Origin of the sequence: Anaerococcus porci (assembly GCF_034090325.1) — a bacterium.
Taxonomy (GTDB): domain Bacteria; phylum Bacillota; class Clostridia; order Tissierellales; family Peptoniphilaceae; genus Anaerococcus; species Anaerococcus porci.
Map to the genome: position 1 here is coordinate 12,988 of NZ_JAXDSU010000073.1, position 22,127 is coordinate 35,114.

Below are 22,127 nucleotides of genomic sequence, written 5' to 3' on the forward strand. Positions count from 1 at the left end.
TACTAAAGTAGTATACTTTATAATGTATAAAGCTGGTAAAAATGGTATAATTTAACAGAAATATTATATTTATGAAAATATAGGAATATTTGTTTTTTCTTAAACTTATTTAAAGAGGTATTATAATGAAAGAATTATTAAAAGTTGAAAATTTACATGTTTCAGTAGATGATACTGAAATATTAAAAGGAATAGATTTAAAGGTAAATGCAGGTGAAGTTCATGTAATTATGGGTTCAAATGGGTCAGGTAAATCTACCCTAATGAATGCTATCATGGCAAATCCGATTTATGATGTAACAGAAGGAAAAATTTATTTTGAAGGTGAAGACATTACAGACCTTACAACAGACAAGAGAGCAAAAGCTGGAATTTTTATGTCCTTCCAATCACCAGATGCAATTTCAGGTGTTAGGCTTGGAGATTTCTTAAAACAAGCCAAAGAAGAAGTTACAGGAAAAAAACCTTCAATTTTAGGCTTTAACAAGGAATTAAAGAAGGAAATGGAAGAATTAAAACTTTCTGAAGAATATGCTTATAGATATGTAAATGTTGGATTTTCAGGAGGAGAAAGAAAGAAGTCTGAAATCTTACAACTTAAAATCCTAAATCCAAAACTTGCTATGCTCGATGAGACAGACTCAGGTCTTGATGTTGATGCGGTAAGGATAGTAAGCGAAGGAATTAAAAATTATTTATCAGAAGATAATGCAGTTATAGTAGTAACTCACCACAATGAGCTTTTAGCAAATATCGACGTAGACTATGTTCATGTTCTTAAAGATGGAAAAATTAAATACACATCAGATGCATCATTAATGGAAAAAATTGAAAAAGAAGGATATGAGTGGGTTTAATATGACAGAAAAGAAATTTGATGAATCAAGCTTTAAGGATATAGATAGGGGCATCTATGATGTTATTGATAAGTTTGAATACTCTGATATATCTGATAAGGGTTTAAATAGAGAAATTGTGGAGCAGTTATCAAGAAAGAAGAATGAACCAGAGTGGATGCGTAAAAGAAGACTACAATCACTTTTAATTTTCGAAAAAACAGCAAATCCACTATGGGGACCAGACCTATCTGAGCTTAATATAGAGGATATAACAACCTATGTTAAGCCTAAAACTGATAAAAAGGACAATTGGGATGCCCTACCTAAAGAGATAAAGGATACATTTGATAGGCTTGGAATACCTCAAGCGGAGCAAGAATCTCTTGCAGGTGTAGGTGCTCAATATGATAGTGAGGAAGTTTATCACTCAATTCAAAAACATTTATCAGACCAAGGTGTAATTTTTACAGACTTTGATACGGCTTTAAAAAAGCATGAAGACATAGTTCATAAATATTTTCAAAGAGCAATTCCACCAACACTACACAAGTATGCAGCTTTACATGGAGCAGTTTGGTCAGGTGGATCTTTAATTTATGTTCCAAAAGGAGTAAATGTAGACATACCACTTCAATCCTACTACAGACTTAACGCTCCTGGAGCAGGACAATTTGAACATACCATGATAATTGCAGAAGAAGGTGCAAAAGTTCATTTTATAGAGGGATGTTCTGCACCAAGGTACAACGTAGTAAACCTACATGCAGGTAGTGTAGAGATTTTTGTTCACAAAGATGCAGATGTTAGGTTTTCTACAATAGAAAACTGGTCTAGAAATATGTATAATCTAAATACAAAAAGAGCTATAGTGGAAGAAAATGGTAAAGTTGAATGGATATCAGGTTCATTTGGTTCAAAAGTATCCATGCTTTATCCTACAACTGTTCTTAATGGAGAAGGAGCTAGGGCAGAGTATACAGGAATTACCTTTGCATCAGATGGACAATATATAGATAATGGTTGTTCAATGATTCATAACGCACCAAACACTTACTCTACAGCCCTTACAAAGTCTATAACTCAAGGAAGTGGTAAGTCTATGACAAGATCATATGTAAAAATCGGTAAAAAAGCAAAGGGTTCAAAATCTACTATAGATTGTGAAAACTTAATGCTTTCACGAGAGTCTAAGTCTGATACAATACCAACTCTTGATATAAGAAATGATGAAGTGGACTGTGGTCACGAAGCAAAAATTGGCTCTTTAGACCAAAAACAAATATTTTACCTAATGAGTAGGGGTATTCCAGAAAACGAGGCTAAGTCCATGATAGTTAGAGGGTTTGCAGAACCAGTTGCCAAGGAATTACCATTAGAATATGCAGTAGAGATGAATAATCTAATAGATATGGAATTGGAAGGAGCTAATGGCTGATGGAAAAAGTAAATGTAATGAGAGAACCTACTTGGTCTTATACAAAATTAAATTACAGTGAAAAAGCTCCAAGTATAAATGAATTTAAAAAATACCTTAATAAAGAATGTTCAAATAAAGAAAATAAAAATCTTGATGAGGTATTTGCACCAAAGACATATGGACTTTCAGAAGCTTTCTTAAAAGAAAATAAAGAATTTAATAACCTTAATATATATAGGGAGATTGAAGGAGAAAGTGGACTTGAATTTATAAATCTTAACCTTGATTCAAAGTCGAATCAACTTGTAACAAAAATAGATATAAATGCCAGAAAAAATTCAAAATCTTCATTTTTACTTAACTTTTCCCAATCTGAAAAGACAAAAAGTATTATAAATTCCTTGATAAGGGTTAATCTTGATGAAGACTCCTTTGTCAAGCTTGTTGTAGTAGTTGATATACAAGAAAATTCTTCAAATTTCCAACAAATATCATCAATTATAAATGATAGGGCAAAACTTGATATATCTTATATAGAACTACAAGCAGATGAATCTTATGTTTCTATAAAAAACTTCCTAGATGGAAATGAATCAAGTCTTGAAGAAAATGGAATTTACTTTAAAGACAAGAATGAATTCTTAGATATAGCTAGCTTTAATGAACATAAAGGTGAAATAACTTCATCAAACTGCCTATTTAATGGGGCTTTAAAAGGTAAGGCTGAAAAAAGGTGGAAGGGTGTAGTTGATCTTAAAAGAGGTTGCATAAAAGCTGATGGCAAGATAGGTGATTATGCTATGATGCTTAGCTCAGATGCTATAAATAGGTCAGCGCCAGTTTTATTAAATGAAGAAAAAGACGTGGCAGGTGAGCACGCTGCAAGTGTGGGTAGACTTAATAAATCAATGTTATTTTATATTATGAGTAGAGGATTTTCTAAGAAAAAGGCTGAAAGCTTGATGCTTGAAGCAAATTTTGCACCTACTATTGATAAGGTAGATCATAAAGAATTAAGAGAAAAGTTAAGGTATAAAATACACACAATGAATACGAGGGATTAGATGAATATAGAAAAAATAAGAAATGAATTTCCATTTTTGGATGCAGAAAAAACCGGGAAAAAAGTCATATATCTAGATTCAGCAGCTACAAGCCAAAAACCACTTTCAGTAATAAATGCTCAAGCAGATTACTATAAGTATTCAAATGCAAACCCTCATAGGGGCTCACATTATCTTTCTTGGAAGGCTACAGAAGTTTATGAAAAAACTAGAGAAAAAATTAGAAATTTCATAAATGCTAATAGACCTGAAGAGATAATATATACAAGAAATGCAACAGAGTCTTTAAATCTTCTTGCTTATTCTTATGCAAGTGAAAATTTAAAAGAAGGTGATGAGATATTAATATCAATTCTAGAACACCATGCAAATCTTGTACCTTGGCAAAGAGTTGCCAAAGAAAAGGGTGCTGTTTTAAAGTATGTTTACCTAAACGAAGACTTTTCTTTAGATTATAATCAGCTTCGTGATAAGATTACAAATAAAACTAAGATTGTAGCAATAACTGCGTCATCGAATGTAACAGGTGAGATGACCGATGTAAAAAAGATTACTAAGCTTGCCCATGAAGTAGGAGCTATTTCTATAGTTGATGCTTGCCAGCTTGCAGCTCACAAGGCTATAGATGTTAAAGATATTGATTGTGATTTTCTTGCTTTTTCAGGGCATAAAATGTATGCGCCATTAGGAATTGGTATTTTATTTGGGAAATATAGTCTTTTGGAAAATCTTAAGCCTTATAACCTTGGTGGAGATATGATTGAATATGTCTATGAACAAGAATCAACTTTTGCAAAACCAGCTCAAAGATTTGAAGCGGGAACTCAAGATGTTGGAGGAGTTGTAGGACTTTCAGCAGCTATTGACTTTATAAATGAAATTGGAATAGATAATATATATGAACACGAAAATGAACTTGTAAGATATGCCTATGACCTTATAAAAGATATAGATAATATAAAAATATTTTTCCCAGAAAAAAGAAATACAGGTTCAGTTTTATCCTTTGCTTTCTGTGATATACATCCCCATGATATTGCCTCAATCCTTGATATGAATGGGATTGCTGTAAGAAGTGGTCACCACTGTGCTATGCCGCTTCATACCTATTTAGGTGTATCTTCAACTTGCAGAGCTTCATTTGCAATATATAATACTAAAGAAGAAGTAGAATATTTTGCAAAAGAGCTTAAAAATGTAAGAAAGGTAATGGGATTATAATGGACTTAAATGATATATACACCCAAGTTATTTTAGAAAATTCTAGAAATCCAAGAAATAAAAGAACATTAGAAGCTCCTGATATAAAGGAGCCAGGACACAATCCTTCATGTGGAGATGAGATAGTTTTAGAATTAAAATATGATGAAGATAAAAACAAAATTACAGATGCCGCCTTTACTGGTCATGGATGTGCTATAAGTCAAGCTGCAACATCTGTAATGTGTGATGAAATTGTTGGAAAAACACTAGAAGAAGCTAAAGAAATGGCGAAAATTTATATTGCCATGATTAAAAGAGAAGACGTAAGTGATGAAGATTTGGAAAAAATTGGAGATGCAGCAGCTTTCCAAAATATTTCCAATATGCCTCAGAGGGTAAAATGTGCACTTTTATCTTGGAAGACTTTGGAAGAAGTTATAGAAAAAGATGAAAAATAATATAAAAGACTATAAAAGTCTTGAATTTTTAACTAGTCTAATAAGTTTAATTTTGCTTATAATACTCACAGTAATCCAGTATTGGAAGGGGAGACCATTTTGGTGGATATTAGTTTTAGTAACAATACTTATGGCAGCAAATTCATATTTAAAATATAAAAAAATCAAAAAAGAGAGTAGGTAAAATGAATTGAACCTATCAATCAGAATTCCAGATTGATAGGTTCAATTCAAAATCACTCTCTTTTTAGTTTGTATATTTTTCAAAATTATTTTCTATAAGTCTTTTAATAGCATATCCTACACCTGCCTTATTATTTGACTTTGTAACAAAGTCAGAATGAGGTTTTAATAAGTCGTTGGAATTTTCCATAGCTACAGCAAAGCCTGCCATTTCAAGCATAGGTATATCATTCATTTCATTTCCAATTGCCATTATTTCATCAAGTGCAAAGCCTAATTTTTCACTCATTAGTTTAATAGCATGTCCCTTGTTTGTTTTTGGATTCATTACTTCTATAAGGATAGGGGCAGTCTTTACATAGTAAAAATTATCATCTACAACTTTTGGCATATTATTCATCACTTTCTCTATATTCCAAGGCCAACCCATTATTAAAAATCTACCAAAAGTTTTATTCTTATCAAGGTTGTTATAATTAATTTTTTGTAATTTAAGTTTTGTGATAAAAGAATCAAGTCTTGTTAAAATATTGGGATTTTTGTGTCTTGTGTAAAAACTTTTATCATCCATAGCTGAGATTTGAACTTTAAACTTTTCTAGGGCCCTATCAAGTAGAATAAGGTCTTTGGGATATTGATAGGTTCCTGTAATAATCTCCTTAGTGTGGTTGTCAAAAATATATGATCCATTTTGGGAGATAGAAAAGTGACCTTCACCTTCAAGGTCAAGTTCTTTTACATAAGGTAAAATCCCAGAAAAAGGTCTTCCACTAACAAGGGCTATGTGACAGCCCATCGACTTTGCTTTTAAAATCATTTCTTTGTTTTTTTTCGGCAGACTCCTAGTTGATGTTAAAAGAGTACCGTCTATATCTATAGTAATTAGTCTAATCATAAGATAATTATACCATACTTGTAAATTTTATTTTATTTATGTAACAACTATGCTATAATTACAAGATAAGAAGGAGTTATGATGAAGTTTAAAAGATTTTTAGTTAGTATTTTAGTTATAGCCATAACATATTTCGGATCTAATGCTATCTTAAATAAGTTACAAGATAAGAAAAATATTTCAAATTATGGCCTTGCAGCTGCGGATGAGAATAAGGAACAAAAAGTCCCTCATGAGATTTTGATGCTTTTGGTAGGGGTTGATGTAAATGGAGATGATGAAGGTAACTCGGATTTTACAAGGACTGATACCATAATGCTTTGTAAGATAAACTCTGAAACTGGTAAAATAGATCTTTTATCTATACCTAGAGATTCAAGGATAAAGGTTAGGGAAGAATTTACCAAGGCAAATCATGCTCATGCCTATGGAGGAATAGAACTTACACTTCAGTCATTAAGAAAATTTTTAGGTCTTGATATAGATTATTATGCTGAAATAAACTATGATGCCTTGGTTAAAATTGTAGATGCTATGGGTGGAGTAGAATATACAATTCCAGATGGTATAAATATTGACCATGGAGATGTTCATCTTAGACCAGGAAAGACTAATATGAATGGTATGGACGTTTTGTGGTATTTAAGAACTAGAAAAATTTATAATAATGGAGATCTTGGAAGAGTTTCTACTCAGCAAGAATTTATGAAAAATATAGTAAATGAAATGGTTAGGAAATCTAAAACCATGAACTTGCCAACCTTTGTAGAATCTTATTTTAAGTATGTAAAAACTAATGTTCCACTTAACATAATGCTTGATTTTGCACAAAATATTTCGAAATTTTCGTCTGATAAATTTTCTACTTATACAGTTCCAGGAGTAGCAAATGATATTGAAGGAATAAGCTATTATATACCAGACTATGAAAAAACCTGGGAATTGGTTGATAAGGTATTTGGAAAGTACAAATTAAGTGGATGGCGAAAAGAAGATAGTGGATATTATGAATACGATAACTTCAATTATGACAATGAAAGTAATGAAGGATATGATTATAAATCTAACGAAGATGGAAGCAAAAATCAAGATGAAAGACAAAATCAATATGAAATTAAAAATCAAGGGCAAATCCAAAACGAAAATCAAATCCAAAACAAAAATGTAACAGAAGAAAATTCAATAATTGATACTAATCCTGAAGAGAAAAAACCAAAAGAAGATATATCAAAAACTGAACAAAATGATGAGCCAGCAGATGAAGTTGAAGAAAGTACAGATAATGTGAATAATAATTAAGGATTTTATATGGACGAAAAAAGAAGAGAAAGAAAAGACCAACACATAGAAAATTACCTTAGGGCAGAGTTTAGGTCAAAGACTCTTTTAAATAATGTATATGTAGAACACAACGCCTTAAGTGATATTAACTTCGATGATATTGACACTTCTGTAGAATTTCTTGGAAAGAAAATTTCTATGCCGGTTATGGTAAATGCCATGACGGGAGGAACAGATATAAGTGAAGATATCAATGAGGATTTATCTAATATATGTAAGGAAATAAATATTCCAATGGCTGTAGGAAGTCAGGCTATTGCTTTAAAAGATGAAGATTCAAGGGCAAGTTTTAGTCTTTTAAGTAAAAAAGATGATATCATAAAGCTTGGCAACTTAGGTTGGGAAAATAATCTTGAAAATTTTGAATTTGCCAAAGATCTTATAAGAGCAAATGCTATGCAAGCTCACTTAAATATTGCTCAAGAGCTTGTTATGGATGAAGGAGATAGGGACTTTTCAAATAATTTTGAAAACCTTAAAAAAGTTGTAAAGAGCTTAAGGGTACCTTTATTTGTAAAAGAAGTGGGCTTTGGTATAAGCAAAGATGCAGCTCAAAAACTTTATGATATAGGAGTAAGGTATATTGATGTTGCTGGAAAAGGCGGAACAAACTTTATAGAGATTGAAGATATGAGAATCTTTGATAAGGATTATTCAGAATTTTATTCTTGGGGTATACCAACAGCCAAGGCAATACTTGATGTAAGAAGTGTAGCTGATGATATTTTCTTGGTAGCAAGTGGTGGAATAAGAAATTCCGTTGATGTTTGTAAGTCTTTAATACTCGGGGCTGATATGACAGCTGTAAGTGGGGAAATATTATCATACCTACTAAGGGGAGACTATGACTATGCCCTTAAGTATTTAAAGGAATTACAAGTTAAGATAAAACTATTCATGGCTCTTGTTGGAGTTAGAAATATAAAAGAATTGAAAAAAACACCATACAAGCTTACAGGAAGATTGAGAGAACTTGTAGAAGGATAAAATTTATAAAAATGACTCTTACTAGATAAAAATTTTATTATAAATAGTTCGTTTTTTAATAAAATGGGTATTAAATAATCAAGATAAATATTATCTAGGAAGGAGGTAATATGGCTTATGATATAATATTGGCCCTGTCATTTAGTCTTGCTTTTATAAGTATAGTGGCAGTATTTTTTACAGACAAAAAGCTTCTTTTTGGACTTATTGCCCTAGCACTTTTTATATTTTTTTATAAGACAAATATAGACAGGGGAGATGCGAGCATGCTAACTATCCTATCCTTTATATCAGGTATACTATTATTAGCTTTTGAGCTTTTTATACCAGGTTTTGGTATATTAGGAATTTTAGGCTCTATACTGACGGTTTATTCACTTCTTGATAGCTTTAATAATTCTTTATTTGGAATTATGGTTCTTTTTGTAACAGCAGCAAGTGTTTTTATAAGTGTGACAGTCTTTATAAGACTTGGATTTTCTGCAAGATTATTTGATAGGACAATCTTAAAGGATGTGCAAACAAAGGAAAGAGGTTATAACTCCAAGAAAGATTACAAATATCTCCTTGGTGCAAAAGGATTTGCCAAGACAATACTTAGACCAACAGGTCTTATCGAAATAGATGGTAGAAGCTATGATGCAAAGACTAATAGCGAATTTATAAAAAAGGATAGTCAAATAGAAGTAGTAGAGATAAAAGATGGACATATAATTGTAAAGGAGATTAAATAATGGCATTTGTAATACCAGTATTGGTTGTAATATTATTAATTGTGTTTTTTACCATGGTTCCAGTAGGACTATGGATAACAGCAAGATCATCTGGAGTACCAGTTTCTATGGTATCTTTAGTTGCAATGAGATTTAGAAGAATTAATCCAAGGCATATAGTCTATGCATTAATAAAATCCCACCAAGCAGGAATCAAACTTTCAAGTAGTGACCTAGAAAGTCATTTTCTTTCAGGAGGAGATGTAAACCAAGTTGTAGACGCCTTAATTGCAGCAGAAAGAGCAAATATAGACCTAACTTTCCAACAAGCAGCAGCAATGAATCTTGCAGGAAGAAATGTATTTGAAGCAGTCCAAGTTTCAGTAAACCCAAAGGTTATAAACACACCAACCATTGCAGCAGTTGCAAGAAATGGTATAGAGGTTAAGGTAATAGCCAAAGTTACTGTAAGGGCAAATATTGAAAGACTTGTCGGTGGTGCAGGTGAGGAAACAATAATAGCAAGAGTTGGAGAGGGTATAGTAACAACAGTAGGTTCAAGCGAGTCTCACTCAGAAGTTTTAGAAAATCCTGATAATATATCCCAAACAGTGCTTGAAAAGGGACTAGATTCAGGAACAGCTTTTGAAATTCTTTCAATAGATATAGCAGATGTAGATATAGGAAGAAATGTAGGAGCAGAGCTTCAAAAAGACCAAGCAGAAGCCGATAAAAACATCGCTCAAGCTAAGGCAGAAGAAAGACGTGCCCAAGCGGTTGCTCTTGAACAAGAAAATAAGGCCAAGCTTGTAGAAGCCCAATCTAAAGTTCCTCTATCTATAGCTAAGGCTCTTGAAAGTGGAAACTTAGGAGTTCTTGATTATTATAATATGAAAAATATCATCGCTGATACTCAAATGAGAAACTCAATATCAGATTCAGATGATAGAGAAGAATTCTAATGTTTGATAAAGTAAAGGATGGATTTTCAAAACTAGGTTATGAGCTTGAAAAGTCAGGTAATAAAGGTGGAGAAATTCCAGAATATGACAAATGGATTAAAGAAGTCAAAAAAGAGCTAAATAAGTCTTTACCTAAGGAAAATAGTAAAAAGTTCACTAAAAAATTTATTGAGTCAAATATTGAAAAGAAATTAAAAGAAATTAAGGAAAAAACTTCAAAAAATGAAGATTCTAAGGTTAGAGATAAGATAAGGAATAATTTAGAAAAACAAAGAGAGTTAAAGGAAAAACTTCAAAAAAAACACTCTAAGAGTATAGATGATAAAAGTTCTGACATATATAAGAAAAAGAAAAGCAAAATTAAGAAAAGTGAGCTAAAAAAGGCTATTATTTATTCGGAAATAATTGCTAAGCCAAAATCAAAAAGATGAGTTACTAGGTGAGTATCTCATCTTTTTCTTTATATGCTTAAGATGGTATAATATATAAATAAGGAGTGATTAAAATAAAAGAGATTATAGAAGTAAATAATACAGATTTATTGATGAGTTTATTTGGAAATTTTGATAAAAATAGAAAATATATGGAATCTAGGTTTGATGTAAAAATAAAAACTGAAGATGGAATTATATCAGTCAAGGGCGATAAGTTAAATGTAGACTTAGTAAAAGAGCTTATAAGGCAAGTTCTAGAAGTAGTAAAAAAAGATGGAATAATAGATTTTCAATCTCTAAAATATCATGCTGATATGCTTGTTCGTGAAAATAAGGATGTAATAAAATCATCTCTTGATGATATTATAGTAACAACTGCAAGTGGAAAGCCTATAAAACCAAAAACATTAGGTCAAAAGTCATATATAAATATGATAAAAGAAAAAGATGTGGTGTTTGGCATAGGACCTGCTGGAACTGGCAAAACCTACCTAGCTGTTGCTATGGCAATAAAAGCCTTTAAGGCAAATGAAATAAATAGGATAATATTAACCCGTCCAGCGGTAGAAGCAGGGGAGAGTCTAGGTTTTTTGCCAGGTGATCTTCAAGATAAGGTAGATCCATATCTTAGACCACTTTATGATGCTCTTTTTGAAATATTTGGCTTTGAAACTTACCAAAATCTAGTAGAAAAGGGAGTTATAGAAGTAGCACCTTTAGCTTATATGAGGGGTAGAACTTTGGACAATTCATTTGTAATATTAGATGAGGCTCAAAATACAACATATGAACAAATGAAGATGTTTTTGACAAGACTTGGTTATGGGTCAAAGGCAATTATTACGGGAGATATTACACAAATAGATCTTCCAAGAGGTAAAAACTCTGGACTTAAGTCAGCATCTAGAATCCTAAAAGGTGTTAAAGGAATTGAATTTATGGAATTTACTTCAATAGATGTAGTAAGACACCCTCTAGTTCAAAGAATTATTGAAGCCTATGAAAAGGATGATAATAAAAGAGAAAGAATGAAAAAAGATGAATCTACTGATAGACAATCAAACGAATGAAGATATAAATCTTCAAAAAACACTTGAAAAAGTTATAAAAGAAGTTTTAAGAGTTAAAGATATAGATGAGTCTAAGTGTGAAATCTCGCTAAGTTTTGTAGATAGTGATACAATCCATAGTCTTAACAAAGAATATAGGAATGTTGATAATCCAACAGATGTCTTATCTTTTCCTATAGAAGATTTTGCCAATGAAGATATAGAAAAAATATTAGAAAAGGACTATCTTATGCTTGGAGATGTCATAATTTGTGTAGATATAGCAAAAAACCAAGCGCAATACTTAGGTCATAGTTTTGAAAGAGAAATAATGTATCTTACTTGCCACTCCATGCTTCATCTTTTAGGATATGATCATATAGATGAAGCTGATAAAAAGCTTATGAGAGAATGTGAAAAAGAAGTTATGAAAAATCTTGGAGTATTCAAATGAAAGATGAAAAACAACTTATTGAAGAGATTAAGGTCCAGGTCAAAAAAGAGTTAAAAGAAGAGAAAGAAAGAGAAGATGAAAAGCTAAAGTATAAGCCAGAACCAAAAGGACCAGGGGAAAAGTTTGTAAAAGGTTTTGATTATGCCTTTGAAGGTTTGGTTTTTGCTATAAATAATGAAAAGAATATGAAATTTCATATTTTAGCTTCTATCCTTGTTCTACTTGTATCCTTGTTTTTGAATGTATCAAGGATTGAGATGATGTTTTTAGTCTTATCTATTGCCTTTGTAATATCATGTGAGCTTATGAATACATCGTTGGAACAGGCAGTAAACCTTGCAGGTGGAGGAAAAAAGTCGAAAATTGCTAAGGCAAGTAAGGATTTATCGGCTGCTGCAACCTTTGTATCGGCCTTAAATACACTTTTTGTAGCTTATCTAGTTTTCTTTGATAAAGTTGCAAACTTTTCATCTTCAGTTGTACTTAGGATTTCAAGAAGACCATCTCACCTTGCCCTTATAACTATTTCTATAGTAATTATTTTTACTATATTCTTAAAAGGGATTTTTTATAAGGGACATGGAACTGCTTTCCATGGGGGATTTGCATCAGGTCATACATCTGTTGCCTTCGCTCTAGCAACCATAGGAGCTATGAGAGTTGAAGAAGGTTTGCTTATATTTGTATTTTATGGTCTTGCCATAATAGTTGCAGAAAGTCGTTTTGAGGCAAATATCCACTCTCTTCCAGAAATTATTAGAGGAGCTATATTAGGAACAGCCTTTGCTTTATTTGTATTTGGAGTATTTTCATGAAAGAGATCAAAGAATTAATTAAAATTGCTATAGATAATAAGAAAAATTCATATTCACCCTATTCAAAATTTAGAGTATCAAGCGTAGTTTTGACAAAGAATGGAAATATCTATAAGGGTGTAAATATAGAAAATGCAGCCTATTCGGTAACGCTTTGTGCTGAAAGAAGTGCCTTATCATCAGCTATAAGTGAAGGAGATAGGGATATAGATACAATAGTAATTACAGGTGATAGTGATTTGACCTTTCCCTGTGGCACTTGTAGGCAATTTATGAGTGAATTTTTAGATGATGATTCAAAGATAGTAATAGCAAATAGTGTAGATGATTATAAAGTTTATGGTATAAGTGATTTTCTTCCATACAACTTTTCAAAAAAAGACTTGGAGGATAAATGAAATCAGGATTTGTATCAGTAGTAGGAAGGGCAAATGTAGGGAAATCAACCCTAATGGAAAAGATTTTGGGTGAAAAGATTTCTATAATATCAAACAAGCCTCAAACTACAAGAGATGAGATAAAAATAATATATAATGATGAAAATTCTCAAATTATTTTTCTAGATACACCAGGTATACAAACACCTAGAAATAAGCTACAAGAACACTTGCTTGAAGTATCAGAAGAAAGCCTAAAAGATTCAGATATAGTTACCTTTATAGTAGACAATTCCCTTTCAATAGGAAGGCTTGATAAAATGATACTAAAGCTTTTAGAAAAAGTAAATAGACCAAAAGTATTACTTATAAATAAATGTGATTTATTAGATGAGGGTGAGATTGACCAAATAAAAAAAACCTATATAGGTCTAAATATGTTTGACTATATAATTCCAATATCTGCACTTAATGATGAAAATATTGATAAGTATATAGAAATTATAAAAGAGATGTTAGATGAAGGTCCGCTCTACTATCCTAGTGATATGATTACAGATAAAAATGAAAGATTTATTGTATCAGAAATTATAAGAGAGAAAGCTCTTCAAAGCCTTAATAATGAAATACCTCATGGTATATTTGTTAGGATAGATGATTTTAAAAAAAGAGAAAATAAAAATCTTTATGATATATATGCAACTATAATTGTTGAAAGAACTACCCATAAGGAAATAGTTATTGGGAAAAATGGCCAAAAGATAAAGACTATTGGTATGAAGGCAAGGCCAGAGATTGAAACTTTTATGGATAGTAAGATTAACCTTAAACTTTGGGTTAAGGTAGAAAAGGACTGGAGAAAAAAACAAAAATTGGTGACAAGATTTGGATATAAATGATAATTCTAATATAGAAGCCTTTGTACTTAGAGAGTTTAACTACAGGGAATCTTCCAAAATTATAGAAGTTTTTGCCAAGGATTTGGGAAAGATTTCTATAATAGCAAAGGGAGTATTAAATAAGAAAAATAGCAATTTATCTTCAACACAAAGATTTGTAAAGGCATCTTATAATCTTTATAGGTCAGGGGATAGGTTTTATGGTATAAAAGATGCAAGTCTTATCAATTCTTATTCGAAATCTAATAAGAATTTTGATATAATAATATATAAATCAGCTATCTGTGATTTATTATTAAGGACTATTGACTTAGATCAAAGGGATTTTGTTTATAATTTAATAGATACAAGCTGGGAGAGCTTTGAAAAAGCAAGTGAAAATTACCTAAATATTTTTCTTTGCTTTTTATTAAAGTACATATCTTTTTCAGGTTTTAAACCAAACTTAAAAGATTGCTCTTATTGTGGAGAAAAAATAAATCCAAACTCTGCCTTCTTTTCTATAGAAAATGGAGGACTAATATGCCATAGGTGTAAAAAACATATAAGAGATAGGATATATATCAGTAGAGATGAGTACTTGTATATACTAAAGTTGTTATATACACCAAGTGTTGAGGTAAGTCAGATTGATATTTCCATAGATAAGAAAAAAATATCCAAATTAATAATTGATTATTGTTTGGAATGTTTAGATATTAAAAAATTTTCTTCCCTAGAATGGGTTATGAAATAATAGGAGATGTAATGTATTTCGAAGACTTAATGTTAAAATTAATTGAATATTGGAAAGGCCAAGGATGTGCTTTCATGTTACCTTATGATGTAGAAAAGGGAGCAGGAACAATGAATCCTCATACTTTTTTAAGAAGTTTGGGGAAAGAACCTTGGAAGGTAGTTTATGTGGAACCATCAAGAAGACCAGCTGATGGTAGGTATGGAGAAAATCCAAATAGACTCTACCAACACCACCAATTACAAGTTTTATTAAAGCCAACTCCAGAAAATATCCAAGACTTATATTTAAAAAGTCTTGAAGTTATTGGAATTGATCCAAAGGAACATGATATAAGATTTGTAGAAGATAATTGGCAATCACCAACTCTTGGAGCTTGGGGACTAGGTTGGGAAGTATGGCTTGATGGAATGGAGATTACCCAATTTACTTACTTCCAACAAGTAGGAGGTATAAACTGCGAGCTTGAAAGTGGAGAGATTACCATGGGGCTTGAAAGAGTATGTATGTATCTACAAAATGTGGATAATGTATTTGATATCAAGTGGTCAGAAAATCTAAAATATGAAGATGTCTTTAAAATTCCAGAATATGAAAATTCTAAATACTCTTTTGAAGATGCAGACAGTGAAGTGATGCATAATCTATTTGATATATATGAGAAAGAAGCAAATAGGTTAATTGACAAGGGACTTGTATATCCTGCATATGACAATGTATTAAAATCATCACATACTTTCAATACTTTAGATGCAATGGGAGCTATATCTGCAAGTGAAAGAAGTCACTATATAAAAAGAGTAAGGGACATATCTAGTAAGGTTGCCAAATCCTATATAGAAAAAAGAGAAGAACTTGGATACCCCCTTTTAAGAAAGGATAAGTAATGAGCAAATATTTATTAGAAATTGGCGTTGAAGAATTTCCATCAGCCTATATAAATTCAACCAAAAAACAACTTGAGGAAAAATTTAAAAACTTAGTAAAAGAAAATAAATTAAACCTTGATAAAATTAAGGTCGAATCTACACCTAGAAGATTTGCAATTTTACTTGAAGGACTTAGTGAAAATATATCAAAAGAATTGATTTCTGTTAAGGGACCTTCCAAAAAAATATCCTATGACGAAGATGGTAATCCTAAAAAACCACTTTTAGGCTTTCTTAAAGGGCAAAAGGCAGAACTTTCTGATGTTATAATCAAAGATTTTAAAGGTGAAGATTATGTATACATAGAAAAAAAGGAAGAAAGCCAATCAGTTGAAGACGTACTTAAGAAAAATGTATATGAGCTTGTAAAGGGTCTAAATTTTCCTAGATCAATGAGATGGGGTGGAAAGTCGATAAGGTTTGCAAGACCTATAAGATATTTCCTATCACTATTAGATGATGAAGTTTTAGAATTTGAAGCAGAAGGAATCAAAGTATCAAATACATCAAAAGGACATAGGGTATTGGGTAAAGATGAGTTTGTAGTAGATAAGATAGATAATTATCTAAACCTACTTAGAGAAAACTATGTAATTCTTTCATACAAGGAAAGACGTGATACTATCCTTAGAGGTCTAAATAGGTACGCCAAAGAAATAGGAGGCCACTTTCTAAAAGATGAAGACTTATTGGAAGAAGTTATAAATATAGTTGAATATCCTACAGTATTAATAGGGGAGATAGACAATGAATATTTAAAACTTCCAAAAGAAGTTGTAATTACACCAATGAAAGATCATCAAAGATATTTTCCGATAGTAGATGATAATGAAAATCTAATGCCATATTTTCTTTTAGTAAGAAATGGCGATAGCTATGCTAAGGAAAATGTAATTAGTGGAAATAAAAAAGTACTTACAGCAAGACTTGAAGACGCTAAGTTCTTCTATGATATAGACAATAAGAAAAAATTAGAAGAATATGTAGATGATTTAAATAGGCTTACCTTCTTTGAAGGTCTAGGCTCAATGCATCAAAAAACAGAAAGATTAATTTCCTTATCTAAAAATTATCTAGATGAATTTAAGCTAGGAGATGATGTTTTAGATAATCTTACAAGGGCGGCTTATCTGTCAAAGGCAGACCTTGTTACTAAAATGGTAATAGAATTCACAGAGCTTCAAGGAACTATGGGAAGAATATATGCAATAAATTCTGGTGAAAATAAACAAGTAGCTCAGGCTATAGAAGAAGCATATAAACCAAGAAGTTCAGAAGATTCTCTTCCAAAATCAGTCGCAGGTATAGTTTTAGCCATAGCTGATAAGATTGATACAATTACAGGTCTTTATATAATAGAAAAATATGTCACAGGTAGCCAAGATCCATTTGGATTAAGAAGGTCTGCAATAGGGGTTATTAATATCATAGCTGATAATAAAATTGATGTTGATTTAAAAGATTTAGTAAAAGATTGTTTATTTGTCTATACTGATAAAAATGAAATAGCCTTTGACTATGATAAAACTCTTGATAAAATTAAGGAATTTTTTATAGATAGGTTGAAAAATATGCTTATAGATAAAGGATTTAGGTATGATATAGTAAATGCAGTACTTGAAACAGGGGAGTCCAATATACTTCAAGTAATAGAAAAAGTTAAGGCTTTAGAAAAATTTGTAGAATATGAAGATAGTGAAGATAACCTAAACTATCTTACAAGGATAAATAACTTTACTAAAGATTTTAAAAATGCTGAAGTAAATAGAGAAGAACTTGAAGATGGGCTTGAAAAAGAATATTATGATTGTATAGAAAAAATTGAAACTGATAAATATTTAAGTCAAAAACTATATCTCAAAGCCTTAGATGAGATATTAAAGACCAAAGAAATAGGTAACAAATACTTAGATAGTACTATGGTTATGGTTGATGATGAAAGGGTAAAAAATAATAGGTTAAGCTTGTTAAATAAACTTGCTTTGAGAGTATCAAGTATATTTAGCATTAAGGAATTAGTGAAATAGGAGATAATATGACCCAAGCCGAATTAAAAGTATATATAATCAGTGATTCCACAGGAGAAACAGCAGAAACTTTTATAAAATCAGTTACTACACATTTTCCAAAAGTTAATATTAAGATAAGTAGAAAATCAAATATTGATACTAAGGAAAAAATAGATGAACTAATCGAAAAAATTCCAGAAAATTCTATTATAGTACAAACTATAGCAGAAAAAAAACTAGAAGAATATACCAAAGATTTGGCAAAAGAAGAAAATATAAGGGTAATAGATGTACTAGGACCTGCCCTTTCACTTTTTGAAGAAGTAACAGGACAAAAAGCCCTAAGAGAGAAAAGACTTACAAGAAAATTATCAGATGATTATTTTTCAATGATAGAATCTATAGAATTTGCTGTAAAGTATGATGATGGAAAAGACAAAAGAGGAATAAAGGATGCTGATATAGTACTTTTAGGTGTATCAAGAACATCAAAAACACCAGTAACAATGCTTTTAGCAACCAAGGACTATAAGGTATTTAATCTCCCTTTGGTACCAGAGATTAGGCTTCCGGAAGAATTATTTGATGTAGATCCTAAAAGAATTATAGGACTTACCATAGACCCTGATAAACTATCCCTAATAAGAGAAGATAGATCAAAAGGTCTAGGTATAGATGCAAAAAGCGAATACTTTGAAAAAGATAGAATCAATAAAGAACTTAATTATGCTAAGGGTGTTTTCGAAGATTTAGATTGTAAGGTAATAGATGTGACCTTTAACACAATTGAACAAACAGCTACAGAAGTACTAGACTATTACAAGAAGAATTTTTCATAGAAAGCGATGTTGCAAATGGATATGTTCATTTTGCAACACTCTTTTTATATGAGGGAGGATTATGGAAAATACTAAACTTATAATATCAAGAAGACTTATTATAAGAAAGTTTGAAGAAGATGACTTAAATAAGGAAATGGAGTTTTTTAAAGAGCCAAAATTCTACTACCTAAGTGATAAATATAAGCCAAAAGAGTTTATAGAAGATATTAATCTTGCTTATGAAAATAAAAGTGGAATAAACTTTTGGCACATAGTTAAACAAGGTATCAATGAATCTATAGGATGCATAAAGGCTGTAAAACATGAAGATGGGGTAAGGATTTATCCTATAATAAATAAGTCTTTAAGAAATAGAGGCTATGGAAAAGAAGCATTTGAGGCAGTAATGGATTATTTTTTTACCTTGGGAGGATATAAAAAAGTCTACGCCAAGTTAAATAAGAAAAACAACGCCTTCAAGACTATTGTAGAAAGTTTGACCTTAAAAAAGTATGATGAAGATGAGAAATATTTCTACTATCAAATAAATAATTTGGACTATATGAAATTTTTTGCAATATTTGGAGAAATATAGGAGGATTTATGGAGAAAAAATCTGAAATAATGGTATTGGACTTCGGAGGTCAATACAACCAGCTTATAGTTAGAAGAGTGAGGGAGATGGGTGTATATGCAAGTCTACACGATTGTGATGTGGACTTAAAAAGCCTTAATCTTGAAAACTTAAGTGGAATAATCCTTACAGGTGGACCACAATCAATTCACAGCGAAGAAAGTCTTAAGCTAAACCCTGAAATTCTAGATTTGGGAGTACCAGTTTTAGGAATATGCTATGGAATGCAGGCTCTAGCTTATCATTTTGGTGGAGAGATAAAGCAGTCTGAGAAAGGGGAATATGGAAAAACCCCATTATTTGTAGACCAAAGATCAGCACTTTATAAAGAAGTTCCACAAGAATCTATAATATGGATGAACCATAGAGACTCTGTAACAAAACTTAAAGAAGGATTCAAAAAAACAGCTTGGTCACTAAATTGTCCTATAGCTGGATTTGAAAATGAAGAAAAAAGCATCTATGCGGTACAATTTCATCCAGAAGTAGCCCATTCGGAATATGGATTTCAAATACTTGAAAATTTCGTATTAGATATCTGTAAGGCAGAAAAGTCATGGATTATGAAAGACATCGCTCATGAAACAATTGAAAAAATTAGGAAAGAATATAAGGGCGAGAAGATGATATGTGGACTTTCAGGTGGAGTAGACTCAACAATAGCTGCTAGCCTAGTCCATAAGGCAATAGGAGATAATCTCCAATGTATTTTCGTAGATCATGGTCTTTTAAGAAAAGATGAAGCAAAATCTGTAATGGAACAATATAAAAAAATTGGTCTTAATGTAAAAATGGTAGATGCTTCCAAAGAATTTCTAGAGTTACTTAAGGGAGTAGAAGAACCAGAAGAAAAAAGAAAAATAATTGGAAATCACTTTATAGAGGTATTTGAAAGAGAGGCTAAGAAATTTGGAGATGCAAAATACTTAGTCCAAGGAACAATTTATCCTGACGTTATAGAAAGTGGAAAAGGTAAGGGATCGGTAATAAAATCCCACCACAATGTTGGAGGACTTCCAGAAGAAATGCTCTTTGAAGGGGTAGTAGAACCATTAAGAGAGCTTTTTAAAGACGAAGTTAGGGCACTTGGAGAAAGTATAGGAGTGCCAGAAGAAATGGTATGGAGACAACCATTCCCAGGACCAGGGCTTGCTATAAGGATCTTAGGAGATGTAACAGAAGAAAAACTAGAGATAGTAAGAGAAACTGATGCAATCTTAAGAGAAGAAGTTAAAAACGCAGGCCTCGATCGTGATATATGGCAATACTTCACAGTATTTACTCCACTAAGAACAGTAGGAGTAAAAGGAGATGAAAGAAGCTATGACTACGTAGTGGTAGTAAGAGCAGTATCAAGTAAAGATGCTATGACAGTAGAAGCTTTTGATATGCCATACGAACTACAACAAATCCTCTCAAATAGAATGATAAATGAAGTAAGAGGAGTTGGGAGAATAGTCTACGATATAACAAGCAAACCACCAGGAACCATTGAGTGGGAATAGTAGCAAAATTTTCTAAAATGGCTTAATTACAAGCTATATAGAGAATAAAAAATGGCTACTGGTACTCAAATGGTACTGGGAGTAAAAAAGAATAAATTGAATAATAGTTCCAAGTGGTTTACATTTGGACAAAAAATTAGACCGTAGTCTTTAGGCTGCGGTCTTTTTTTATTTTTCGTTCATACATATATTATTAGTCGATATTTGAGTAAAATAGGATTTTTATTGTTGGTGTACTTTCTGGAATTTGTTCAATACAAAAATATATATACCAAGAATTATAGTTATAATTTCTGAGTAATTATTGATTTTATCGATATTCCTTATTGAATAAACGAAAAAACGTCCAACACAATCCTTCTCTAAAACTGGAGCTGACTCTAAAACAGGAGATTCATATACAGCAACTAAATTATTTTTTTCATCAAGATCTAACGGCTTAAAATAACCTATTATATTATCTTTGTCACCATCAAATGAATCAGATTTTTGAGAATAACTACTAGGCTCTAATTTTATAATATATTTTTCAATATTGTTGTTAGGATTTACTTTAGAGGTAAATGTGAATATTCCGAGGAATAATACAATTAATCCAAGGATTTTTGTAATACTTTTTACAGTGCCTTTATCACATTTTTCGTAGAACTTTGTAGCAAACACATTTATAATTATATATATAATTATAGCTACAAAAATCGAACTTAGTGAACTGCAAAATGCAAATAATTTTCCGTTATTTGTCAAATATTCCATACGGAATGGTATATTAACTCCATTTGACTCAATAGTATATGTGCTATAATATTTTTTTAGAGTATCGGGAAGAACTAAATCAGCTAATACTCCCGTCAAAATTTTATTAAAAAAAACATCTAAACTTGTTATAATTAATCCTGTAATTAAAACTATCAATAATGTTTTCTTATCCATGTTTTTAGTTACTTTATGTCTCATATTTAACTCCACAAATTTAAATTTACTGAGTAATGATATTGTAATCATTTCCTTCTGTTTTATTAATTTTTCTATCTATGTTTCTTTAAAAATCTTGATTTTTTTGGGTAAGATAACTTCCAATCTTCAAATTCTTCGTCTGTTATCTCATCGTTATAATGCTTCTTTCTCATCTCATTCCATTCTATAAGAAAATTATTGAAATCTACATCATTTGATAAAAGTCCAGTAATTTCTCCTTCGTCTGCTAAGGGTCTAAACTTCATATCTTTTTCATAATCAAAAATTATATGCATTATTTCAAAAATAGAATTAGGTTCATGATTAATTAATGCTGATATATCACAATCAAGTGCTTCAGATATTTTTTGTAATTGTTCTTTACTTGGAGATCTATTTCCAAGCTCGTAATTTCTTATAGCAGCATCTGTCAAACCAGACTTAAT

General features: G+C 31.1%; 25 protein-coding genes. 22 read left to right on the forward strand and 3 right to left on the reverse strand.

Annotation, left to right across the window (positions count from 1 at the left end; all coding sequences use genetic code 11):
• The first annotated feature begins 125 nt into the window (after positions 1 to 125).
• From sufC to SOR60_RS07975, 6 genes are read left to right on the forward strand one after another with little or no spacing between them, the layout of a single operon-like run.
• On the forward strand, positions 126 to 857 hold the full coding sequence (sufC, locus tag SOR60_RS07950; protein WP_154541694.1) for a Fe-S cluster assembly ATPase SufC: 732 nt from the start codon (positions 126 to 128) through the stop codon (positions 855 to 857).
• Positions 844 to 2,274 (forward strand): Fe-S cluster assembly protein SufB, encoded by a 1,431-nt coding sequence (gene sufB / locus SOR60_RS07955; RefSeq protein WP_154541696.1) that lies wholly within the window; start codon positions 844 to 846, stop codon positions 2,272 to 2,274. Before sufC ends, sufB begins: the two co-directional genes overlap by 14 nt.
• Positions 2,274 to 3,320, forward strand: coding sequence for a SufD family Fe-S cluster assembly protein (locus SOR60_RS07960; protein WP_176269847.1), 1,047 nt, complete (start codon positions 2,274 to 2,276; stop codon positions 3,318 to 3,320). Before sufB ends, SOR60_RS07960 begins: the two co-directional genes overlap by 1 nt.
• Positions 3,321 to 4,541: an aminotransferase class V-fold PLP-dependent enzyme gene (locus tag SOR60_RS07965; protein WP_154541700.1), complete on the forward strand. Its 1,221-nt coding sequence runs from the start codon at positions 3,321 to 3,323 to the stop codon at positions 4,539 to 4,541.
• On the forward strand, positions 4,541 to 4,981 hold the full coding sequence (gene sufU / locus SOR60_RS07970; RefSeq protein WP_154541702.1) for a Fe-S cluster assembly sulfur transfer protein SufU: 441 nt from the start codon (positions 4,541 to 4,543) through the stop codon (positions 4,979 to 4,981). The genes SOR60_RS07965 and sufU overlap by 1 nt, the downstream gene beginning before the upstream one ends.
• Positions 4,971 to 5,165, forward strand: coding sequence for a hypothetical protein (locus SOR60_RS07975; RefSeq protein WP_154541704.1), 195 nt, complete (start codon positions 4,971 to 4,973; stop codon positions 5,163 to 5,165). Before sufU ends, SOR60_RS07975 begins: the two co-directional genes overlap by 11 nt.
• Positions 5,166 to 5,228: 63 nt before the next feature.
• Here the strand turns inward: SOR60_RS07975 and SOR60_RS07980 are convergent, their stop codons facing one another.
• Positions 5,229 to 6,059 (reverse strand): Cof-type HAD-IIB family hydrolase, encoded by an 831-nt coding sequence (locus SOR60_RS07980; protein ID WP_154541706.1) that lies wholly within the window; start codon positions 6,057 to 6,059, stop codon positions 5,229 to 5,231.
• A gap of 81 nt (positions 6,060 to 6,140) precedes the next feature.
• On the opposite strand from SOR60_RS07980, the gene SOR60_RS07985 reads away from it, so the two are divergent.
• From SOR60_RS07985 to guaA, 16 genes are all read left to right on the forward strand, one after another.
• Positions 6,141 to 7,358, forward strand: coding sequence for an LCP family protein (locus SOR60_RS07985; RefSeq protein WP_154541708.1), 1,218 nt, complete (start codon positions 6,141 to 6,143; stop codon positions 7,356 to 7,358).
• A 9-nt stretch (positions 7,359 to 7,367) separates the two neighbouring features.
• Positions 7,368 to 8,387 (forward strand): type 2 isopentenyl-diphosphate Delta-isomerase, encoded by a 1,020-nt coding sequence (gene fni / locus SOR60_RS07990; protein ID WP_176269844.1) that lies wholly within the window; start codon positions 7,368 to 7,370, stop codon positions 8,385 to 8,387.
• A gap of 110 nt (positions 8,388 to 8,497) precedes the next feature.
• Positions 8,498 to 9,121 (forward strand): NfeD family protein, encoded by a 624-nt coding sequence (locus tag SOR60_RS07995; RefSeq protein ID WP_154541712.1) that lies wholly within the window; start codon positions 8,498 to 8,500, stop codon positions 9,119 to 9,121.
• Entirely contained in the window at positions 9,121 to 10,062 is a 942-nt protein-coding gene (gene floA / locus SOR60_RS08000) for a flotillin-like protein FloA (protein ID WP_154541714.1), read from the forward strand. The genes SOR60_RS07995 and floA overlap by 1 nt, the downstream gene beginning before the upstream one ends.
• Positions 10,062 to 10,493 (forward strand): hypothetical protein, encoded by a 432-nt coding sequence (locus tag SOR60_RS08005; RefSeq protein WP_320595643.1) that lies wholly within the window; start codon positions 10,062 to 10,064, stop codon positions 10,491 to 10,493. The genes floA and SOR60_RS08005 overlap by 1 nt, the downstream gene beginning before the upstream one ends.
• Before the next feature lie 113 nt (positions 10,494 to 10,606).
• Positions 10,607 to 11,566 carry a PhoH family protein gene (locus SOR60_RS08010; protein ID WP_176269855.1) on the forward strand — a complete coding sequence of 320 codons (960 nt, stop codon included), beginning with the start codon at positions 10,607 to 10,609 and terminating at the stop codon, positions 11,564 to 11,566.
• Positions 11,535 to 11,999 carry an rRNA maturation RNase YbeY gene (ybeY, locus tag SOR60_RS08015; protein WP_320595644.1) on the forward strand — a complete coding sequence of 155 codons (465 nt, stop codon included), beginning with the start codon at positions 11,535 to 11,537 and terminating at the stop codon, positions 11,997 to 11,999. The genes SOR60_RS08010 and ybeY overlap by 32 nt, the downstream gene beginning before the upstream one ends.
• Positions 11,996 to 12,814, forward strand: a complete 819-nt coding sequence (locus SOR60_RS08020; RefSeq protein WP_176269842.1) for a diacylglycerol kinase — start codon at positions 11,996 to 11,998, stop codon at positions 12,812 to 12,814. The genes ybeY and SOR60_RS08020 overlap by 4 nt, the downstream gene beginning before the upstream one ends.
• A complete protein-coding gene (gene cdd, locus SOR60_RS08025; RefSeq protein WP_154541722.1) occupies positions 12,811 to 13,212 on the forward strand; it encodes a cytidine deaminase in 402 nt (133 codons plus the stop codon). Before SOR60_RS08020 ends, cdd begins: the two co-directional genes overlap by 4 nt.
• Positions 13,209 to 14,090, forward strand: a complete 882-nt coding sequence (era, locus tag SOR60_RS08030; RefSeq protein ID WP_154541724.1) for a GTPase Era — start codon at positions 13,209 to 13,211, stop codon at positions 14,088 to 14,090. Before cdd ends, era begins: the two co-directional genes overlap by 4 nt.
• Positions 14,077 to 14,826: a DNA repair protein RecO gene (gene recO, locus SOR60_RS08035; RefSeq protein WP_154541726.1), complete on the forward strand. Its 750-nt coding sequence runs from the start codon at positions 14,077 to 14,079 to the stop codon at positions 14,824 to 14,826. The genes era and recO overlap by 14 nt, the downstream gene beginning before the upstream one ends.
• A gap of 11 nt (positions 14,827 to 14,837) precedes the next feature.
• The gene (gene glyQ, locus SOR60_RS08040; RefSeq protein WP_154541728.1) at positions 14,838 to 15,713 is read left to right on the forward strand and encodes a glycine--tRNA ligase subunit alpha; all 876 of its coding nucleotides are present in this window, start codon (positions 14,838 to 14,840) and stop codon (positions 15,711 to 15,713) included.
• Positions 15,713 to 17,782, forward strand: a complete 2,070-nt coding sequence (gene glyS, locus SOR60_RS08045; protein ID WP_320595645.1) for a glycine--tRNA ligase subunit beta — start codon at positions 15,713 to 15,715, stop codon at positions 17,780 to 17,782. Before glyQ ends, glyS begins: the two co-directional genes overlap by 1 nt.
• Before the next feature lie 8 nt (positions 17,783 to 17,790).
• The gene (locus tag SOR60_RS08050) at positions 17,791 to 18,603 is read left to right on the forward strand and encodes a pyruvate, water dikinase regulatory protein (RefSeq protein ID WP_320595646.1); all 813 of its coding nucleotides are present in this window, start codon (positions 17,791 to 17,793) and stop codon (positions 18,601 to 18,603) included.
• A gap of 61 nt (positions 18,604 to 18,664) precedes the next feature.
• Positions 18,665 to 19,180: a GNAT family N-acetyltransferase gene (locus SOR60_RS08055; RefSeq protein WP_176269838.1), complete on the forward strand. Its 516-nt coding sequence runs from the start codon at positions 18,665 to 18,667 to the stop codon at positions 19,178 to 19,180.
• Positions 19,181 to 19,188: 8 nt separating this feature from the next.
• Complete coding sequence (gene guaA / locus SOR60_RS08060; RefSeq protein ID WP_176269837.1) at positions 19,189 to 20,724, forward strand: glutamine-hydrolyzing GMP synthase; 1,536 nt, start codon at positions 19,189 to 19,191, stop codon at positions 20,722 to 20,724.
• A gap of 222 nt (positions 20,725 to 20,946) precedes the next feature.
• Here guaA and SOR60_RS08065 read toward each other — a convergent pair whose 3' ends face one another.
• On the reverse strand, positions 20,947 to 21,681 hold the full coding sequence (locus tag SOR60_RS08065) for a hypothetical protein (protein ID WP_320595647.1): 735 nt from the start codon (positions 21,679 to 21,681) through the stop codon (positions 20,947 to 20,949).
• A 71-nt stretch (positions 21,682 to 21,752) separates the two neighbouring features.
• Positions 21,753 to 22,127, reverse strand: a 375-nt coding sequence (locus tag SOR60_RS08070) for a helix-turn-helix domain-containing protein (RefSeq protein ID WP_320595648.1), incomplete at its 5' end; no start/stop codon positions are given.